Below are 16,395 nucleotides of genomic sequence, written 5' to 3'. Positions count from 1 at the left end.
GGCGCAAAACCGGCCTCTGCTATACGGCACATAGGTTTTGCCGTAAGAGGCCTTATATAATGTCCGTCGACGCCGCTACCGTCCGCCGCATCGCGCATCTGGCGCGCATTGCGGTTTCCGAGGGCGAGGTTCCGCATCTGCAGGGCGAGCTCAACGCCATGCTCGCTTTCGTCGAGCAGCTCTCGGAGGTCAATGTCGAGGGCGTGGAGCCGATGACCTCGGTCACCCCGATGCAGATGAAGAAGCGGCAGGACGTGGTCGACGACGGCGGGATCGCCGACGATATCGTTGCCAACGCGCCCGCGACCGAAGGTCACTTCTTCCTGGTGCCGAAGGTCGTTGAATAAACAGGTTAGATCCGATGTGCCTGCTTTGCGACGATGAGAAGGCCTATCAGGCCTACATGAATTATCTCGACAAGATGGAACGGCAGGGCAAGGCTGCCGATCCCAACGTCGCCGTCAATGCCGTGCTCGACGAGATCGAGGCGGCCGCGAAAGCCGCCGCCAAAAAGGACGACCCGGCCGACGACAAGACCCTGTCTCCGTTCTTCTGCAGCCCGATCAATAAATGACCGATTTGATATCGCTGACGCTCGCCGAGGCCCGCAAGGGTCTCGCGGCAAAAACTTTCACGTCGCTCGAGCTGACCGATGCGCATCTTTCCGCGATCGAGAAAGCGCGCGTGCTCAACGCCTTCGTGATGGAGACGCCGGATCAGGCGCGCGCCATGGCGCGCGAGGCGGACAGCAAGATCGCCAAGGGCGATGCGGGCCCGCTCGCCGGCATCCCGCTCGGCATCAAGGACCTGTTCGCGACCAAGGGCGTGCGCACCACGGCGTGCTCGAAGATCCTCGGCAATTTCGTGCCGACCTACGAGTCCACCGTCACCTCGCAGCTCTGGCGCGACGGCGCGGTGATGCTCGGCAAGCTCAACAATGACGAGTTCGCGATGGGCTCGGCGAACGAGACCTCGTGCTTCGGCCCCGTCGGCAATCCCTGGCGGCGCGAGGGCAGCAACACCACGCTGGTGCCGGGCGGCTCGTCCGGCGGCTCGGCCTCGGCCGTGGCGGCGCTGCTCTGCATGGGCGCGACCGCGACTGATACCGGCGGCTCGATCCGCCAGCCGGCCGCGTTCACCGCGACCGTCGGCATCAAGCCGACCTATGGCCGCTGCTCGCGTTGGGGCATCGTCGCCTTTGCCTCCTCGCTCGACCAGGCGGGCCCTATCGCGCGCAGCGTACGCGATGCCGCGATGCTGCTGCGCTCGATGGCCGGCCACGATCCCAAGGACACGACGTCGGTCGATATCCCCGTGCCGGACTACGAGGCGGCGATCGGCAAGTCCGTGAAGGGCATGAAGATCGGCATCCCCCGGGAGTATCGCCTCGACGGCATGCCGGCGGAGATCGAGAAACTGTGGAGTGAGGGCGCGGCGTGGCTGAAGGCGGCCGGTGCCGAGCTGGTCGAGGTGTCGCTGCCGCACACCAAATACGCGCTGCCGGCCTATTACATCGTGGCGCCGGCAGAGGCCTCGTCCAACCTGGCGCGCTATGACGGCGTGCGCTACGGCCTGCGCGAGCAGGGTAAGAACATCATTGAGCTCTACGAGAACACCCGTGCGGAGGGATTTGGCGCCGAGGTGCGCCGCCGCGTCATGATCGGCACTTACGTGCTCTCGGCCGGCTATTACGATGCCTATTACCTGCGCGCGCAGAAGGTGCGCACGCTGATCAAGAAGGATTTTGAGGACTGCTTCGCCAAAGGCGTCGACGCCATCCTCACCCCGGCGACGCCGTCGGCGGCCTTCGGCATCGGCGAGAAGGGCGGCGCCGACCCGGTCGAGATGTATCTCAACGACATCTTCACGGTGACCGTGAACATGGCGGGCCTGCCCGGCATCGCGGTGCCCGCCGGCAAGGACTTGCAGGGCCTGCCGCTCGGGCTGCAATTGATCGGCCGTCCGTTCGATGAGGAGACGCTGTTCTCGCTCGGCGAGGTGATCGAGCAGGCCGCCGGCCGCTTCACGCCCGCGAGGTGGTGGTGAATGTCGCCGATTTCATCGCGAGCATCAGTGGCGCGGCGCCCGCGCCGGACCTGAACGCGCCGCTCGCCGGCCTGTGGTGGGCGGCGAAGGGCGACTGGGACCGCGCGCACAAGATCGTCCAGGACGAGAGCAGCCGCGAGGCCGCCTGGGTGCATGCCTATTTGCACCGCGTCGAAGGCGATCTCGGCAATGCCGGCTATTGGTACCGCCAGGCCGGCCAGCCGGCGGCAAAGGATTCATTGGAAGCGGAGTGGGAGCGGATCGCTGCCACGCTGCTCGGGAGCAGGACATGAGCACGGCCACTCACAAGCTTCTCAAGGGCTCAACTGGTGACTGGGAGATGGTCATCGGCATGGAGATCCATGCCCAGGTGACCTCGAACGCCAAACTGTTCTCGGGCGCGTCTACCGCTTTCGGCGGCGAGCCGAACAGCCACGTCTCGCTGGTCGACGTCGCGATGCCGGGCATGCTGCCGGTCATCAACGAGGAATGCGTCAGACAGGCTGTCCGGACCGGGCTCGGCCTCAACGCGCAGATCAACCTGCGCTCGGTGTTCGACCGCAAGAACTATTTCTATCCGGACCTGCCGCAGGGCTACCAGATCAGCCAGTACAAATCGCCCATCGTGGGCGAGGGTGAGGTGATCATCGATCTCGACGGCGGCAAGACGGCCACCATCGGTATCGAGCGGCTGCATCTGGAGCAGGATCCCGGCAAGATGCTGCACGACCGGTCGCCGTCACTGTCCTACATCGATTTCAACCGCTCTGGCGTGGCGCTGATGGAGATCGTCTCGAAGCCTGATATCCGCGACGCCGAGCAGGCCAAGGCCTATGTGACCAAGCTGCGCTCGATCATGCGCTACCTCGGCACCTGCGACGGTGACATGGAGAAGGGATCCCTGCGCGCCGACGTCAACGTCTCCGTGCGCAAGCCCGGCGCGCCGCTCGGCACCCGCTGCGAGATCAAGAACATGAACTCGATCGCCTTCATCGGCCAGGCGATCGAGTATGAAGCGCGGCGCCAGATTGAGATCCTGGAGGACGGGGGCGAGATCGAGCAGGAGACGCGCCGGTTCGATCCCAACAAGGGTGAGACGCGCTCGATGCGGTCGAAGGAGGAGGCGCACGACTATCGCTACTTCCCCGACCCCGACCTGTTGCCGCTGGAGTTCAGCCAGGGCTTCGTCGACGCGCTGAAGGCGAAGCTGCCGGAGCTGCCGGACCAGAAGAAGGCGCGCTTCGTCGCCGATTTCGGCCTCTCGGCCTATGATGCGAGCGTGCTGGTCGCCGAGCGCGAGAGCGCGCTGTTCTACGAGACGGTGCTCGACAAGCTCGCCAACCGCGCCCGCGACGGCAAGATGGCGGCGAACTGGGTGATCAACGAGCTGTTCGGCCGTCTCAACAAAGAAGGCCGGGATATTACGGCCTCGCCCGTCAATGCCGGGCAACTGGCTGCGATCATCGACCTGATCGGCGAGGGTACGATCTCGGGCAAGATCGCCAAGGATCTGTTCGAAATCGTCTGGCAGGAGGGTGGCGATCCCCGCGCGCTGGTCGAAAGCCGTGGCATGAAGCAGGTCACGGATCTCTCAGCGATCGAAAAGGTGGTCGACGACATCATCGCGGCCAATCCCGACAAGGCGGCGCAGGTGAAGGACAAGCCGCAATCGCTCGGCTGGTTCGTCGGCCAGGTCATGAAGGCATCCGGCGGCAAGGCCAACCCGCAGAGCGTCAACGACCTGCTCAAGTCCAAGCTCGGCGTCTAAGCCTCACGCATTCGAACGAGGTGACGGACGCGTTTCGTCACCTCGCTTTTGGTTCTCGCTGCGACGCTCGCGCGCATCCTCGACGGCAAACTTCATCCTGATCGACGGCGATGCGGCGGCCGAATCGCCGCCGCGCGATTCGCCCGAAACGGCGGCTTGAACGCGCTCCGGCGAGCGCCCGCGCCGTTAAGCATGAAAATATTTTCGTTGCCAAAAATCGCGACTCAGAGTCCGCGAAACGCCTTTGCGAGGCGACCGAACGATTGTCGATGCGCATCGCTGCGTTGGTCGCGCGCGATACGCGCGTGCGAAAAAATACTTGCTGCATAGTGTTTTCGTGCAATCGCATCGTTCGCGAACGTCGGCGATGCGAGCGCTCTGCATGATCGCAAGTGCACGTCGTACGAAGCGCCTGCGTCGCGCCCGCCAAGCGCAGGCGCCTTGCTGCGTCAACACTTCTTTAAGCGAGAAGCTGTTTTTTTCTTCGTGTTGGTGTATTCGGGATGAAGTGCATTCGATCCCCGAGTGCACGCAGCGATTAAAGCCATCTCACACATCGGAGGGCAACATGGCCAAGAAAGCGAAGAAGGCGAAGAAGGCGAAGAGCGCAGTGAAGAAGACTGCGAAGAAGACCCGCAAGGTCGCGAAGAAGAAGAAGTAACTTCGCTTCTGAAGTTGCCGGCTCCAGATAGCCGGCACGTCATCAGCGCCTCCTAGAGGTTCTGGTCGACGATAGAGGGTGTCGGCGAGACATCAGGTCAACGGTCGGACCGTTCTCTTTCGCGGTCCGGCAGAAGAAACGAGTTTTCTTCGTTCGGTGCGGTTCTCCTCAAACGGGCTCCGCAATTTCACGACAGGCCTTCGGGCCAAAGTGGAATCTGGTCCTGACGTGTTCGCCGACGCCCTCGTTCCCTTGAAGCCGGGGCATTGCCGGCATTCCTCTCTCTCACATCGTTGATTTGACCACGTCGCGTCCGAGCGCGCTTCTGTCGTGCCGGCTTGATCGCTTGGCTTGGAGAGGCAAGGCGTCCTGTGGCGTGATCGCGCACCGTTTCGCCTTGCGGTGTCGCCGCCCGGCTCCGACGGGCCGATCCAGCACGCGCGGCTTGTCGTGGAACGATTGCCGCTGGAATAGTGGGTCACCCGCCTGCCACCTTCGCCGAACTTGGACGGCCCGAGAGACCGCATACCCAGGCGAAGCCTTGGCGTAGCCGGGGGCGCGGATGACGACAAGAAAAGCAGTCACATGACCTGCGCCACTGCGCGCGATGGTTATCGATGTCCTGAAATCCCAGGGTAAACCGAATCTGACGAATGACAGAAGTGCCTGCGAATCAGGGACTTTTTTAATTCTCGGCGCAGGAGGCGCGCGCCCGCGTTTACGTCTGCTTCATCGCGATGCTTAAACTGCCATTCAAATTTGCCCGCCATCATCGCCTCCAACAAGCCGGCAAACGGCGACGGGGAAGAGTTGAACAGTGCACGATCCCGTGACGGGTCATGCACATCAGAGGTTGGACGGGAGCCGCGCTCGGGGGACGAGGCGGCATAAGAACAAAGGGGATGCGTGATGTTTCAGGGTACTTTCGATCTGGAGACGGCGACGCCGGTCGATGCGAGCGCGCTGTCGGACGTGCTGTTCGAGCGCGGGATCTATTGGGCGAGCGGCCGCTCCGGCATCGTCGATCTCGTCGCCGCGCACAAATGGTTCAATCTCGCCGCGCTGAAGGGCCGCAAGGACGCCGTGGCGCTGCGCCAGGAAATCGCCGGGCAGATGTCGGAGGCCGAGATCTCCGTCGCGCAGCGTGAGGCGAGAGCCTGGGTCTGCGCGCACTGAGCGTCACTTCGCTTGGGAACCGGACCTTGACCGGGCGGCGCCACCGCGCCGAGGCGGCTTCAGGTCGAGGTTTGCACGGCAAACGAGGCCGGCGCTTCGCCCGCGCAATGCCTGCGCCAGATTTCGTCGAATGCCTTTTCGATATCCCGCGTCATGCGGACAGTATCGAAAAGCGGCCAAGTGGTCCGGCGCGCCGCCAGCTTGCTCCGGAGCGCGACGCGAAGTTCGGAATCGTGCGCGATTCGAAGTGCCAAAGCCTCATATTCCTCCAGCGATCGCGTCACCAGCTCGGGAAGGCCTACGGCGTTCAGGAGACTGGCTGCAACGCGTCCGGCAAAAGTGGTCCCAAGGCACGTCAGGACCGGCAAGCCAGCCCAGAGGGCGTCGCTGGCCCCGGTGTGGGCGTTGTAGGGCAATGTGTCCAGGAACAGATCGGCGACCTGGTGGCGCGCCAAATGCTCGTCAGCAGGGACGCGCGGAGCGAACACGATTCTCTCAGCGACAATCCCCCGCGCAACGGCTTCGCGCTTCAGATTCTCGGTGGCGACCGGGTCACCATCTAGCAGCCAAAGGACGCTTCCGGGGGTCTTGTCGAGCAGCCGCATCCAGACGCCGAACAACGGGGGCGTGATCTTGGGGCTTCTGTTGAACGCGCAGTAGACGAGCGCATCGTCCGCCAGTCCGAGCTGGCTCCGGCTCGGTGGATTTGACGGGAGCGGTCGCTTCGCGTCGGTCGCCTGGTAGCTATTGGGAAGATAGATCACCTTCTCGGCGTAATAAGGCTGCTCTGCTTCGGGGATGACGATCCGGTCGGCCATGAGATAGTCGAAATAGGGGGCGCCCATCGTGCCGGGAAAGCCGAGATAGCTGACCTGGATAGGAGCCGGCCGGCGCGCAATGATTTTCGGCCGTGCACCGGCGGTGAAGCCGCCGAGATCGACGAGAACCTCGATCTCGAGCTGGCCGATCAGCTTGACGACGTCCTCGTCGGCAAGATCGCTGACATCTTCAAAACGTTCGAATGCGGCCCTCAGGCGGTTGCGCATCTGGCTGTCGTCGTCGGGCCCGTAGGAGATGGCGGTGACGTCGAAGCGCTCGCGGTCGTGCGCCTCGAAGATTCCGGCCATCAAATACGCGGTGGCATGACTGCGAAAATCGGCCGACATGTACGCGACCCGGAGCCGGGACGCCGGTCTCGGCGTTCCGGGCCTGGCGGCACCCCCGTCGGGGGTCACCTTGGCGACATAGGCCTTCGCGCAGGTCAATTGGCGTGCAGGCGATGAGGAGACATGAAAGAAGGTGAAGGGGTCGACCGGCACGCCTGCCTCGGCAGCGTCTTCTATGGTGGCCTGTTCACGTTCGAAGCTGCTCCAGTCGGCGCGCTTCCGCTTGCAAGCAACGAGGTTGCTCAGCGCAAACGGGAACGTCTTATCAAGTGCGACCGTTCGTTCCAGAGCCACGATCGCTTCGTCGTCTCGCCCCAGCTGGCCAAGAACCTCAGACAACGCGAAATGGTTCTGTGGGTCGGCCGGTGCAAGCTCGATGGCGCGGGCGTAGCTGTCACGCGCTTCCTCGAGTCGACCAAGCTGCTGCAACGCGCTGCCTCGGTTGGCGAACGCGGCGCTCGACGGTGCGATCGCAATGGCGCGATCAAACTCGGCTATGGCGTCGCGAAGCTGCTGCCGTGCAATGAGGATCGCTCCGCGATTGAGACGCGCGTCCGCGAAGTTTGGAGCCAGGGCGATTACTTTCGCAAGCCAGACGAGCGCATCGTCCGGCTTGTCCAGCGCGCGCAGCACGTTGGCATAGTTGAAAAGAACGTCGGGATTGCCGGGGTCGACGCGTGCAGCCTTCTTCAGCAAAGGCTCGGCGTCCGCAAAATGGCCGCGCTGGGCGTGCAACAGCCCCAGCATATGGAGCGCGACGGCATGCGTTCTGCTTCCCTTCAGAATGGTCGTGTAGGCCCGTTCCGCTTCCGACAGATTGCCCGAACGGTGCGCCGCAATGGCCTGGTCCAGAATAGCTGACGGATGGAGTGAGGAGGGGGCCGAGGCTCCCTTGTTGCGGCCTTGTTGCGACATGCGATGGGTTCTCGACCCGACGTAGGGGGGTCTGTGCTCGGGCGAAATGGTGCAAAAACTCTAGTCACCTTTGCCGGCGAGAACAACGGCCGCGCCGCCTGCGCTCATTCGCACGGGCGGACGCGCTTGCGCTGGAGCAAGTTTCCTCTTCATGGCGTCGCCTAGAATCCGACGTCATGAGCAACCAGGCTACGAATGGACGATGGCTGCCGATTCAGATCGCTCCCGACGAGTGCGACCTGGAACTCGGGCGTCTGCACAAAACAGGTATTGTGCCATGGTCCTTTCCATGCCGGCGTAAGGGCGGCATCTGGTTCAATGTTTGGGCCGATGAGGCCGTGCTGATAGCGCCCTCGCATTGGCGGGTCTGGCGATCCGGCATTTAGGTGGGGGCTCACATATATAAGGAGCGCGCGAATCGCGCGGGCTCGCCGCCCTCATCCTTGTGCGGAACTTTCGTACCGGCGTCGCCCATCGCCTTCCGCTGGACGCGCGCAGCGACCTTGATTCTGCTTCCGGGATTCTGGGGTGGCGGAGAGGGAGGGATTCGAACCCTCGATACAGCTTGAGACCGTATGACGCTTTAGCAAAGCGTTGCCTTCAGCCACTCGGCCACCTCTCCGGTGCGAGCCTTATGCATCTATTTGCTCGGGCTGGTCAATTTGGAAGCGCGTGTTTTCGCTCGAATATTCCCAGCGATTTGCGAAACGAGACGGGTTTGCGCTCGGATCAGGGCGTGGCGCTGAATTTTCGAGGAAATTCAAAGGTGCAAAGAAGGACTAGCATCTCTGCGTCCTCGCTCGCCGAGGTGTCCGGCCCGATTATCCCGCCGGCGTGACTTCCATATAGAGAGTGATGGCGAACCCCGGACGGCGGAGGTATTTGCAGGCTGCCTGCGTCAGATTGCGCGGCGGGGAGGCGGTCGATGCCTGCCCATTGAGTCTCCTTCTGATTCCACGATTCGAGCGCCCCAAAGCTGGCTCAAGCCGAGCTCTCGCGCGCGGCGCCTCATGTGCGGAACTTTGATGGCATTTGGAACCGCTTCGAAAACATCAATGTAAACAATGTGTTACGAGAGCGGTTTGATCACATCTGCGTGTTATTTGTGCAACACCCGTTGGAAAACACGCTGCACCGGCCCGTTTCGGAGCGTTCTCTTGTTGTGTGTGCAAGGACGTTCGGTAATTGTGACTGAGCGACGGAGGGGGGCATCCCGAGGTCGTCCCGTTTAGGTCATTCGCTTAAGTCCCTCGCGTTCATGCGGGTGTGTCCGAAGACGCGAAGGCGCCGAAAGCGGTGATTTAGAGGGGGTTGGGGAATTGGCCGTCCGGTCAGTGACCTTCCCTGAAGAGCAACTTGGAGGTTTAACATGAAGTTGGTTAAGAGCCTTTTGCTCGGCTCAGCGGCGGGTCTGATCGCCGTGGGCGGAGCTCAGGCAGCCGATCTCCCCGTGAAGGCCAAGGCGGTCGAGTACGTGAAGATCTGCTCCCTGTACGGTGCTGGATTCTACTACATCCCGGGCACCGACACCTGCATCAAGTTCGGCGGCTATCTGCGTGCCGACATGCTGTTTAACACGAACAGCGACTACGGCATTGGCCAGGGTGCTCCCGGCGGCGCCAACAACCGTCTGGACAACTACTACCAGACCCGCGCTCGTTTGGACTTCACCATCGATACCCGTACGGCAACCGAGTATGGCGTGGTTCGCACCTACGCCGATACGGTTTTCAGCTGGGATGCCACCTCGGTGACCGGCAGCGCCCCGTCTGCCTTCTCGGTCGGTTCGGCTTCGCTCGGCCTCTACCATGCGTTCATCCAGTTCGCTGGTTTCACCTTCGGCCGCACCGTTTCGATCTTCGACGCACCGTGGCAGAGCTATCCGGCTGGCGGTCCCGACTTCCTTCCGGGCGGCAGCAACAACGTCACCGGTGTGAACCAGGTCGCCTACACGGCTGATTTCGGCCAGGGCATCACGGGTTCGGTCGCGTTGCAGGATATGACGACCGCTGCTGGCGGCCAGTCGAACCTTTGGAACGCGAGCGTGACCGGCGTTGCGGGTGCAGTGGGTGGCTTCGCCACGACTGCAGCTGCGGGCGCTGCCTTCATCCAGGGCATCTACGGTGTCAACGATTGGGGTGGCACGCGCATGCCCGACATCGTCGGTCAGGTCCGTGTCGATCAGGCTTGGGGTCTGTTCCAGATCTCGGCGGCGGCGCACGAACTCCACTCGGCTTATTACGGTACGACGGAGCTCACGGGTCATCCGTCGGACAAGTGGGGCTGGGCGGTGCAAGGTGCCTTGTCGATCAAGAACATCCCGACTGGTGCGGGTGACTCGATCAACTTGCAGGCGGTCTACACCGACGGTGCTTCGCGGTACAACTTCCAGAGCCTGTTCCCGCAGACCATCTTCATCTACGGCGGCAGCGGCATCGCTTATCAGAGCATCGGCTTCGCCGGTATCGCTGATGGCGTGTTCGGTTCCGGTCTCGGTATCGAGACCGTCAAGACCTGGGGCTTCCGCGGTGGTTATACCCACAACTGGTCCCCGAACTGGGCGTCGGGCATCTACGGTGCTTATGCTTCGCTCCGCTACGGCGATCAAAGCAAGGCTCTGATCTGCGCCAACTTCGCTGCTGCTCTGGCCCCCGCCGCTGGCTCGACCTGTAACCCCGACTTCAACCTTGCGGTTATCGGCGGCAACTTGGTCTGGACTCCGGTCAAGGGTCTCGCCTTCACGGCTGACGTGAGCTACGTCTGGCTCGACCAGAAGCACTCTGGCGTTGTCACGGGCGCCAACACGGCCAACCTGGCTGTTGCCAAGCCCGCAGCGACCTACGAGCTGAAGGATCAGGGCAACCTGCAGATGCTCCTGCGCGCTCAGCGCAACTTCTAAGATCGACCCTAGGTTGATCCATGAACCCCGGCAGGAAACTGCCGGGGTTTTTCTTTGGAGCGTAGCGCTTCGCCTAACGTGCGGACCTTGTTGGCTCGCAAGCTGGAATGTCGGCAAAGTGCTATCAAACTACCATCTCAGGCCCTTCCACTCCTTGAAGGCATAGGTCGGGTTGAGACCGCAGGCATCGATTGTGCCCGACGCGGTCGCCATGCACTGGCTGTAATTGGACAACTGGCAGTTGCCAGGATTCTCCCAACGCCGTTCTTGCAGGCAATAGCGATTCTGGATGCCGGTTACCTGTGGCTGGGCAGGATGGCGGTTCTTGCCGAAGGGGGGAGCCGCCGGTCGCGAGGCCCGACGAGATCACGGCTGCGAACAGGAACGCACCGACCACGCGCAGCGTGACACGTTCCCAGCCTTGTGAGGCATAAGCTAACCGGTGCGTGGGAACGCTTGGCGCAATTCTATCGTCAGGTCGCTGGTGCCGTCGACGAATCCTGCCGAGCCCTGCCCAGCAACCAGGCTCTGATTCTAACGGGCCATCGACGCCCGTTACTGCACGCTGACGGCGCCGCGGCGCAGATCGGCTTCGATCTGCAAGCGGGTGCCGCCGCCGAAACGGGCGCGGTAGACTTGAAGGTTTTCCATGATCCGCTGCACATAGTTGCGCGTCTCGGAGAACGGAATCAGCTCGACCCAGTCGACCGCGTCGACCTTGGGGTCGCGCGGATCGCCGTAACGCTCGACCCACTTCTTCACGCTGCCGCGGCCGGCATTGTAGGCGGCGAACGTCATGATGTAGGAGCCGCGATAATCCTCGAGCAGTCCGCCGAGCTCGGCCGAGCCGAGCGTGGCGTTGTAGACGGAGTCGTTCTTCAGCCGCCCCAGGTCGTAGGTTGCGCCGTGGCGCTTGCAGACGTAGCGGGCGGCATCCGGCGTCACCTGCATCAGCCCGTAGGCCTGCGCCGGCGAGACCACCGACGGGTTGAACGCGCTCTCCTGCCGCGCAATCGCATAGATGATGCTGCGTTCGACCTCGGGGCCGATCGGCGTGAACTGAGGGATGCCGTTGACGGGGTAGGCGTAGAAGTCGAACGGGAGGCCGCGGTTGAGCGCGGCCTTGCCGAGCAGCAGCATGCCGCGCGCGTCGCTGTAGCGCTGGGTGAGCTCGCCGAGGCCCGCGAGCGCCTCGGGATCGCCGTTCTCGCCCATGTCGGCGAGCAGCGGTATCGCGAACTCGCGCTCGTCCAGCTCGTAGAGCAGTTGCGCGGCGCGCACGATCTCGAGCCGCTCGGCGCCGCGACCGCGCGGCTGGCTGTTGAGCTCGATCTGCGGCAGGCCGAGCTTTGCGCGCGCGAGCTGGCCGTAATAGCTGGTCGATTGCTCGGCCGCCCGCGCATAGGCATTGCGTGCCTCCTGCTGGCGACCCATCGCCTCGGCAGCGCGGCCCTGCCAATAGCCGGCACGCGCCAGCGCGGTGGGATTGACGCTGCCGACCCCGATGCGGGCGAAATGCTGGGCGGCGGTCGCGGGATCGTTGAGGAATCGCAGCGCGATCCAGCCGGCGGTAAACTCCTGCTCGGTCTTGTAGATGTCGCGCGAGGGCAGGGCGGCGTCGCGCGCGATCAGATAGGCGCTGCGGAATTCCTCGGTGTCGATCATCTTGCGGGCCAGGAGGCGCCGCTCGATCCACCATTCATCGAGATTGTGGAGGCGACCCGGATCCTTCGGCGCGGACAGCATCAGCTGGGCGGCTTCAGTGAACTTCTCCTCGCGGCGCAGCAGCTGGATCTTGCTGAAGATGAAGCCGGGATCGCCGTGCAACTCGCGCGGCACGGCATCGAGCAGCGCCCGCGCGTTCGGCGCTTTCTTGACCGCGGCGATGCGGGCCTTGGCGAGTGCGACATAGCCGGCGCCGAGACGCTTGGCGGCGCGTAGCGCCGCCTCGTTCTCGCTGCCGTAGAGCAGGTTGTCCATCCGCGCTTTCTGGTCGCCTGGCGTGAGCAGGGCGCCGAACTGGTCGAGCGCGTTGTTCTCGGTGTCCTCCGACATCGGATCGGCGCGCCAGGCGTCGCGCACCAGCCGCTCGGCATTGGCGCGGTCGCCGCGCGCCAGCATCGCCCTGGCCAGCGTGAAGCGTCCCTTGGCGGAGATCGGCGATTCGTTCTCGAACCACGACCACGCGACCGACTCGTCGCGCCTGTCGTCCCACATCGCGGCCTCGAGGCGCCGGCGCAGGAAGGTCTGCGATGGCCAGCTCGGATTGGCTGAGAGGAAGGCGCGATAGCGTTCCACGGTAGCGCCGTTGTCCTCGCTGCGCAGGATGATCCATTCGGCGAGCTTTCGCGCGACCGGATCGGAGATGCCGGCCGCGGCATTGGTGGCGTCGCCGGCCTTGCGCTTGCGCACGAGCTCGATGACGCTCTCCAGGGTGTCCTTGTCAGCCTGCGACGTCGACGACGTCGCAGCCACGGCGGCCGGGATGACCGGCTTGCGCGGCGCTGCATGCTGGCGCGTTGCAGGCGCCAGTATGGGAGCTGCGGCCGGTCTGGCCGGGGCCGGCGCAGTCGGTTTGACGGTGGCAGTCACGGCCGGGGCGGGGGCTGCCTTGGGCGGCGAGCCGCTCGCAGTCGGCGCTGCCTTAGGTGCAGCTGCAGGGGTCGTGGCAGCAGGAGCGGTGGCCGCAGGCTTGGATTTGTCTTTGGGCTTGTCCTTCGCCGGTTCCTTGCTGGCGTTCTTGCCGGCATCCGGCTTCTTCGCGGCGTCCTTGGCGGGGGTGCCGAGCGTACCCTTTGCGGCCTTCGCGGCGTCCTTGCCGGTTCCCTTGGCTGTATCCTTCGCCGTTTCCTTGGTCGATCCTTTGGCCGGGCCATTCGAGGCGTCCTTGGCTGCTGGCTTGGCGGGATCCTTGGTCTCCGCGGCCGTCTCGTTGGACTTGGCGAACGCGGCGCAGTCCATCGACAGCCCGGCCATCAGGCACAATGCCATACTCAGGGATCGCCACGCGGCAGATGCAAAGGAGGTCACGGCGTTTCGTCGCCCCGAATCAGTGAAGTGGCTCAAGACCTAGCTGAATTTGCTTGAATATGCGGAGAAAATACCAACAGCCGCTTACCTCGGGCCGATTTGCACCAGCACCGCGGCAAAATCGCGGCCTAAACCCAGCCTGGCACCGACCCCGGGTCTTTTACCGGCCGGATAGACCCGATATGAAGGGGGCTTGCTCAAGAGATCGCCGCGTACGGAGGAAGTCCATGGCAGCCAAGACGAAATTCCGAGGGTCGTTCACCGCCTTGGTCACCCCGTTCAAGAACGGCTCGCTCGACGAGGCGGCGTTTCGCTCCCTGGTCAATTGGCAGATTTCCGAGGGCACCAACGGCCTCGTTCCGGTCGGCACCACCGGCGAGAGCCCGACGCTCAGTCATGACGAGCACAAGAAGGTCGTGGAATGGTGCATCGCTGAAGCCAAGGGCCGCGTGCCCGTCATCGCCGGCGCCGGCTCCAACTCGACCAAGGAGGCGATCGAGCTCTCCCAGCACGCCGAAAAGGCGGGCGCGGACGCCGTGTTGATCGTCACGCCCTATTACAACAAGCCGACGCAAGAAGGCATGTACCAGCACTTCAAGGCGATCAACGATGCGATCGGCATTCCGATCATCATCTACAACATCCCACCGCGCTCGGTGATCGACATGTCGGTCGACACCATGAAGCGGCTGTGGGAGCTGAAGAACATCGCCGGGGTCAAGGACGCCACCGCCAGCATGGTCCGCGTGTCGCAGCAGCGCGCGGCGATGGGCGAGGACTTCAACCAGCTCTCGGGCGAGGACGCCACCATCATCGGCTACATGGCCCATGGCGGCCATGGCTGCATCTCGGTGACCTCGAACGTCGCGCCGCGCCTGTGCTCGGAGTTCCACGCCGCCTGGCAGAAGGGCGACACCAAGGCGGCGCTCGCGATCCACGACAAGCTGATGCCGCTGCACAACAACCTCTTCATCGAGAGCAATCCGGCGCCGATCAAGTACGCGATGTCGCTGCTCGGCAAGCTGGACGAGACGCTGCGGCTGCCGATGGTTCCGGTGTCCGAGCCGACGCGGGTTGCCGTGCGCAGCGCGATGGTTCACGCAGGTCTGGTCAACTGACGCATTAGCCGTTCGGGGGAGCCTTTCATGAGCGTGGAGGAAAAGGGCGCGCGGATGCTCAAGGAGTTCCGCGAGTTCGCCATGAAGGGCAACGTCGTCGATCTCGCGGTCGGCGTCATCATCGGCGCGGCCTTCGGCGGCATCGTCACCTCGCTGGTCGGTGACGTCATCATGCCGATCATCGGCGCGGTCACCGGTGGCCTCGACTTCTCGAACTACTTCATCCCCTTGTCGAAGGCGGTCACCGCAACCAACTTGGCGGATGCCAAAAAGCAAGGCGCCGTCCTTGCTTACGGCAGCTTCCTGACGCTGACGATCAACTTCATCATCGTCGCCTTCGTGCTGTTCCTGGTAATCCGCGCCATGAATACGCTGAAGCGCAAGGAGGAGGCGGCACCCGCTGCTCCGCCAAAGCCGTCGGCCGAGGTCGAGCTGCTGACGGAGATCCGCGATCTCCTCAAGAAGTGACGCGTCCACTTCATCCGAACTGTTAGAATCCGAGCGCATCTCGATCAGGTTTGCCCGTCATGGCCGATAAGAACGAACGTCCGATCAAGGTGATGGCGGAAAATCGCAAGGCGCGTTTCAACTACGCCATCGAGGACACGATCGAGGCGGGCATTGCGCTGACCGGCACCGAGGTCAAGTCGATCCGCAACGGCAAGAGCACGATCGCGGAATCATATGCCGATTCGAAGAACGGCGAGATCTGGCTGATCAACGCCACCATTCCCGAATACCTGCAAGGCAACCGCTTCAACCACGAGCCCAAGCGGCCGCGAAAGCTGCTGCTCCACCGCCGCCAGATCAACAAGCTGATCGGCGCGGTCGACCGCGAGGGCATGACGCTGATCCCGCTCAAGCTTTACTTCAACGAGCGCGGCCGGGCCAAGCTGCAGCTGGCGGTTGCGAAGGGCAAGAAGCTGCACGACAAGCGCGAGTCCGAGAAGAAGCGCGACTGGAGCCGGGAGAAGGGCCGGCTGCTGCGGGCGAGGGGATGACGAGATGAATCAACGGAACCTGCTCGAGGTCGACTGGAGCCAGATTCCCGCGCCTTCCGACGATGGCGCCGCCGCGCATCTCGAAGGCATGACGTTGCCGCCGATTGGCCTGCTCGCGACCGACGACACATCGGTCACCCTGTCGGCTTTGCGCGGCCGCACCGTGGTGTTCGCCTATCCCCGCACCGGCGAGCCCGGCAAGATCGCGCTGGTCGACGATTGGGACATGATCCCCGGAGCGCGCGGCTGCACGCCCCAGACCTGCGCCTTTCGCGATCTCTACGCCGAGCTGAAGGCCGCCGGCGCCGCGCACGTGTTCGGCCTCTCGACCCAGAGCAACGACTATCAGATCGAGATGGCGTCGCGCCTGCATCTGCCGTTCCCGGTGCTTTCGGACGAGAAGCTGGCGCTGACGCGCGCCTTGAACTTGCCGACCATGGAGGTCGCGGGCCTGACGCTGATCAAGCGCCTCGCGCTTGTTATCGACGACGCCAGGATCACGCACGTGTTCTATCCGGTGTTTCCGCCCGACCGGAACGCCGGCGACGTGCTGGCCTGGCTCAAGGCAAATCCCGTCAATAAGGCGCGATGCGATTAGGATGAATCGTCATCGCG

The 16,395-nt window shown here is 63.5% G+C and carries 14 protein-coding genes and 1 tRNA gene; 11 read left to right on the top strand and 4 right to left on the bottom strand.

The genetic code is table 11. The features are described from left to right. The first annotated feature begins 59 nt into the window (after positions 1-59). From gatC to I6F21_RS34280, 6 genes are all read left to right on the top strand, one after another. On the top strand, positions 60-347 hold the full coding sequence (gene gatC, locus I6F21_RS34305; RefSeq protein WP_036025530.1) for an Asp-tRNA(Asn)/Glu-tRNA(Gln) amidotransferase subunit GatC: 288 nt from the start codon (positions 60-62) through the stop codon (positions 345-347). A 14-nt stretch (positions 348-361) separates the two neighbouring features. After that, a complete protein-coding gene (locus I6F21_RS34300) occupies positions 362-574 on the top strand; it encodes a hypothetical protein (protein ID WP_225140108.1) in 213 nt (70 codons plus the stop codon). After that, positions 571-2,046, top strand: coding sequence for an Asp-tRNA(Asn)/Glu-tRNA(Gln) amidotransferase subunit GatA (gene gatA, locus I6F21_RS34295; RefSeq protein ID WP_225140107.1), 1,476 nt, complete (start codon positions 571-573; stop codon positions 2,044-2,046). The genes I6F21_RS34300 and gatA overlap by 4 nt, the downstream gene beginning before the upstream one ends. Then, positions 2,037-2,339, top strand: coding sequence for a hypothetical protein (locus tag I6F21_RS34290; protein WP_085974545.1), 303 nt, complete (start codon positions 2,037-2,039; stop codon positions 2,337-2,339). Before gatA ends, I6F21_RS34290 begins: the two co-directional genes overlap by 10 nt. After that, a complete protein-coding gene (gatB, locus tag I6F21_RS34285) occupies positions 2,336-3,814 on the top strand; it encodes an Asp-tRNA(Asn)/Glu-tRNA(Gln) amidotransferase subunit GatB (RefSeq protein WP_225140106.1) in 1,479 nt (492 codons plus the stop codon). The genes I6F21_RS34290 and gatB overlap by 4 nt, the downstream gene beginning before the upstream one ends. A gap of 1,570 nt (positions 3,815-5,384) precedes the next feature. Then, a complete protein-coding gene (locus I6F21_RS34280) occupies positions 5,385-5,651 on the top strand; it encodes a hypothetical protein (RefSeq protein WP_036025525.1) in 267 nt (88 codons plus the stop codon). Between the two features lie 59 nt (positions 5,652-5,710). Here the strand turns inward: I6F21_RS34280 and I6F21_RS34275 are convergent, their stop codons facing one another. Continuing rightward, on the bottom strand, positions 5,711-7,732 hold the full coding sequence (locus I6F21_RS34275) for a tetratricopeptide repeat protein (protein ID WP_225140105.1): 2,022 nt from the start codon (positions 7,730-7,732) through the stop codon (positions 5,711-5,713). A 529-nt stretch (positions 7,733-8,261) separates the two neighbouring features. Beyond that, positions 8,262-8,354: transfer RNA gene (locus I6F21_RS34270), tRNA-Ser, on the bottom strand. A 747-nt stretch (positions 8,355-9,101) separates the two neighbouring features. Here I6F21_RS34270 and I6F21_RS34265 point away from each other — a divergent pair. Beyond that, complete coding sequence (locus tag I6F21_RS34265; RefSeq protein WP_225113869.1) at positions 9,102-10,631, top strand: porin; 1,530 nt, start codon at positions 9,102-9,104, stop codon at positions 10,629-10,631. A gap of 129 nt (positions 10,632-10,760) precedes the next feature. On the opposite strand, the gene I6F21_RS34260 is transcribed toward I6F21_RS34265, so the two are convergent. Next, positions 10,761-10,922 (bottom strand): DUF3551 domain-containing protein, encoded by a 162-nt coding sequence (locus I6F21_RS34260; protein ID WP_345960951.1) that lies wholly within the window; start codon positions 10,920-10,922, stop codon positions 10,761-10,763. 264 nt (positions 10,923-11,186) lie between these two features. Further along, positions 11,187-13,607, bottom strand: coding sequence for a lytic transglycosylase domain-containing protein (locus tag I6F21_RS34255; protein WP_225113879.1), 2,421 nt, complete (start codon positions 13,605-13,607; stop codon positions 11,187-11,189). Between the two features lie 281 nt (positions 13,608-13,888). Here I6F21_RS34255 and dapA point away from each other — a divergent pair, with 281 nt between their 5' ends. From dapA to I6F21_RS34235, 4 genes are read left to right on the top strand one after another with little or no spacing between them, the layout of a single operon-like run. Continuing rightward, complete coding sequence (gene dapA, locus I6F21_RS34250; protein ID WP_036015047.1) at positions 13,889-14,779, top strand: 4-hydroxy-tetrahydrodipicolinate synthase; 891 nt, start codon at positions 13,889-13,891, stop codon at positions 14,777-14,779. Positions 14,780-14,833: 54 nt separating this feature from the next. Then, complete coding sequence (gene mscL / locus I6F21_RS34245; protein WP_036039223.1) at positions 14,834-15,247, top strand: large conductance mechanosensitive channel protein MscL; 414 nt, start codon at positions 14,834-14,836, stop codon at positions 15,245-15,247. A gap of 59 nt (positions 15,248-15,306) precedes the next feature. Continuing rightward, positions 15,307-15,780: an SsrA-binding protein SmpB gene (gene smpB, locus I6F21_RS34240; RefSeq protein ID WP_025036727.1), complete on the top strand. Its 474-nt coding sequence runs from the start codon at positions 15,307-15,309 to the stop codon at positions 15,778-15,780. Between the two features lie 4 nt (positions 15,781-15,784). Then, on the top strand, positions 15,785-16,378 hold the full coding sequence (locus I6F21_RS34235) for a peroxiredoxin (protein ID WP_036025520.1): 594 nt from the start codon (positions 15,785-15,787) through the stop codon (positions 16,376-16,378). Positions 16,379-16,395: the final 17 nt, after the last annotated feature.

It is taken from the genome of Bradyrhizobium sp. NBAIM03 (genome assembly GCF_020194055.1).
Taxonomy (GTDB): domain Bacteria; phylum Pseudomonadota; class Alphaproteobacteria; order Rhizobiales; family Xanthobacteraceae; genus Bradyrhizobium; species Bradyrhizobium yuanmingense.
The sequence above is the reverse complement of the archived record's forward strand: the minus strand, read 5'-3'. Positions and strand labels throughout refer to the sequence as shown.

Excerpts from the sequence above, each read along its gene's own strand:
- I6F21_RS34275 (WP_225140105.1), bottom strand. The coding sequence starts at position 7,732 with ATGTCGCAACAAGGCCGCAACAAGGGAGCCTCGGCCCCCTCCTCACTC.
- gatC (WP_036025530.1), top strand. The coding sequence starts at position 60 with ATGTCCGTCGACGCCGCTACCGTCCGCCGCATCGCGCATCTGGCGCGC.
- smpB (WP_025036727.1), top strand. The coding sequence starts at position 15,307 with ATGGCCGATAAGAACGAACGTCCGATCAAGGTGATGGCGGAAAATCGC.
- dapA (WP_036015047.1), top strand. The coding sequence starts at position 13,889 with ATGGCAGCCAAGACGAAATTCCGAGGGTCGTTCACCGCCTTGGTCACC.
- I6F21_RS34300 (WP_225140108.1), top strand. The coding sequence starts at position 362 with ATGTGCCTGCTTTGCGACGATGAGAAGGCCTATCAGGCCTACATGAAT.
- I6F21_RS34235 (WP_036025520.1), top strand. The coding sequence starts at position 15,785 with ATGAATCAACGGAACCTGCTCGAGGTCGACTGGAGCCAGATTCCCGCG.
- I6F21_RS34255 (WP_225113879.1), bottom strand. The coding sequence starts at position 13,607 with ATGGCCGGGCTGTCGATGGACTGCGCCGCGTTCGCCAAGTCCAACGAG.
- gatB (WP_225140106.1), top strand. The coding sequence starts at position 2,336 with ATGAGCACGGCCACTCACAAGCTTCTCAAGGGCTCAACTGGTGACTGG.
- I6F21_RS34280 (WP_036025525.1), top strand. The coding sequence starts at position 5,385 with ATGTTTCAGGGTACTTTCGATCTGGAGACGGCGACGCCGGTCGATGCG.
- gatA (WP_225140107.1), top strand. The coding sequence starts at position 571 with ATGACCGATTTGATATCGCTGACGCTCGCCGAGGCCCGCAAGGGTCTC.
- I6F21_RS34265 (WP_225113869.1), top strand. The coding sequence starts at position 9,102 with ATGAAGTTGGTTAAGAGCCTTTTGCTCGGCTCAGCGGCGGGTCTGATC.
- mscL (WP_036039223.1), top strand. The coding sequence starts at position 14,834 with ATGCTCAAGGAGTTCCGCGAGTTCGCCATGAAGGGCAACGTCGTCGAT.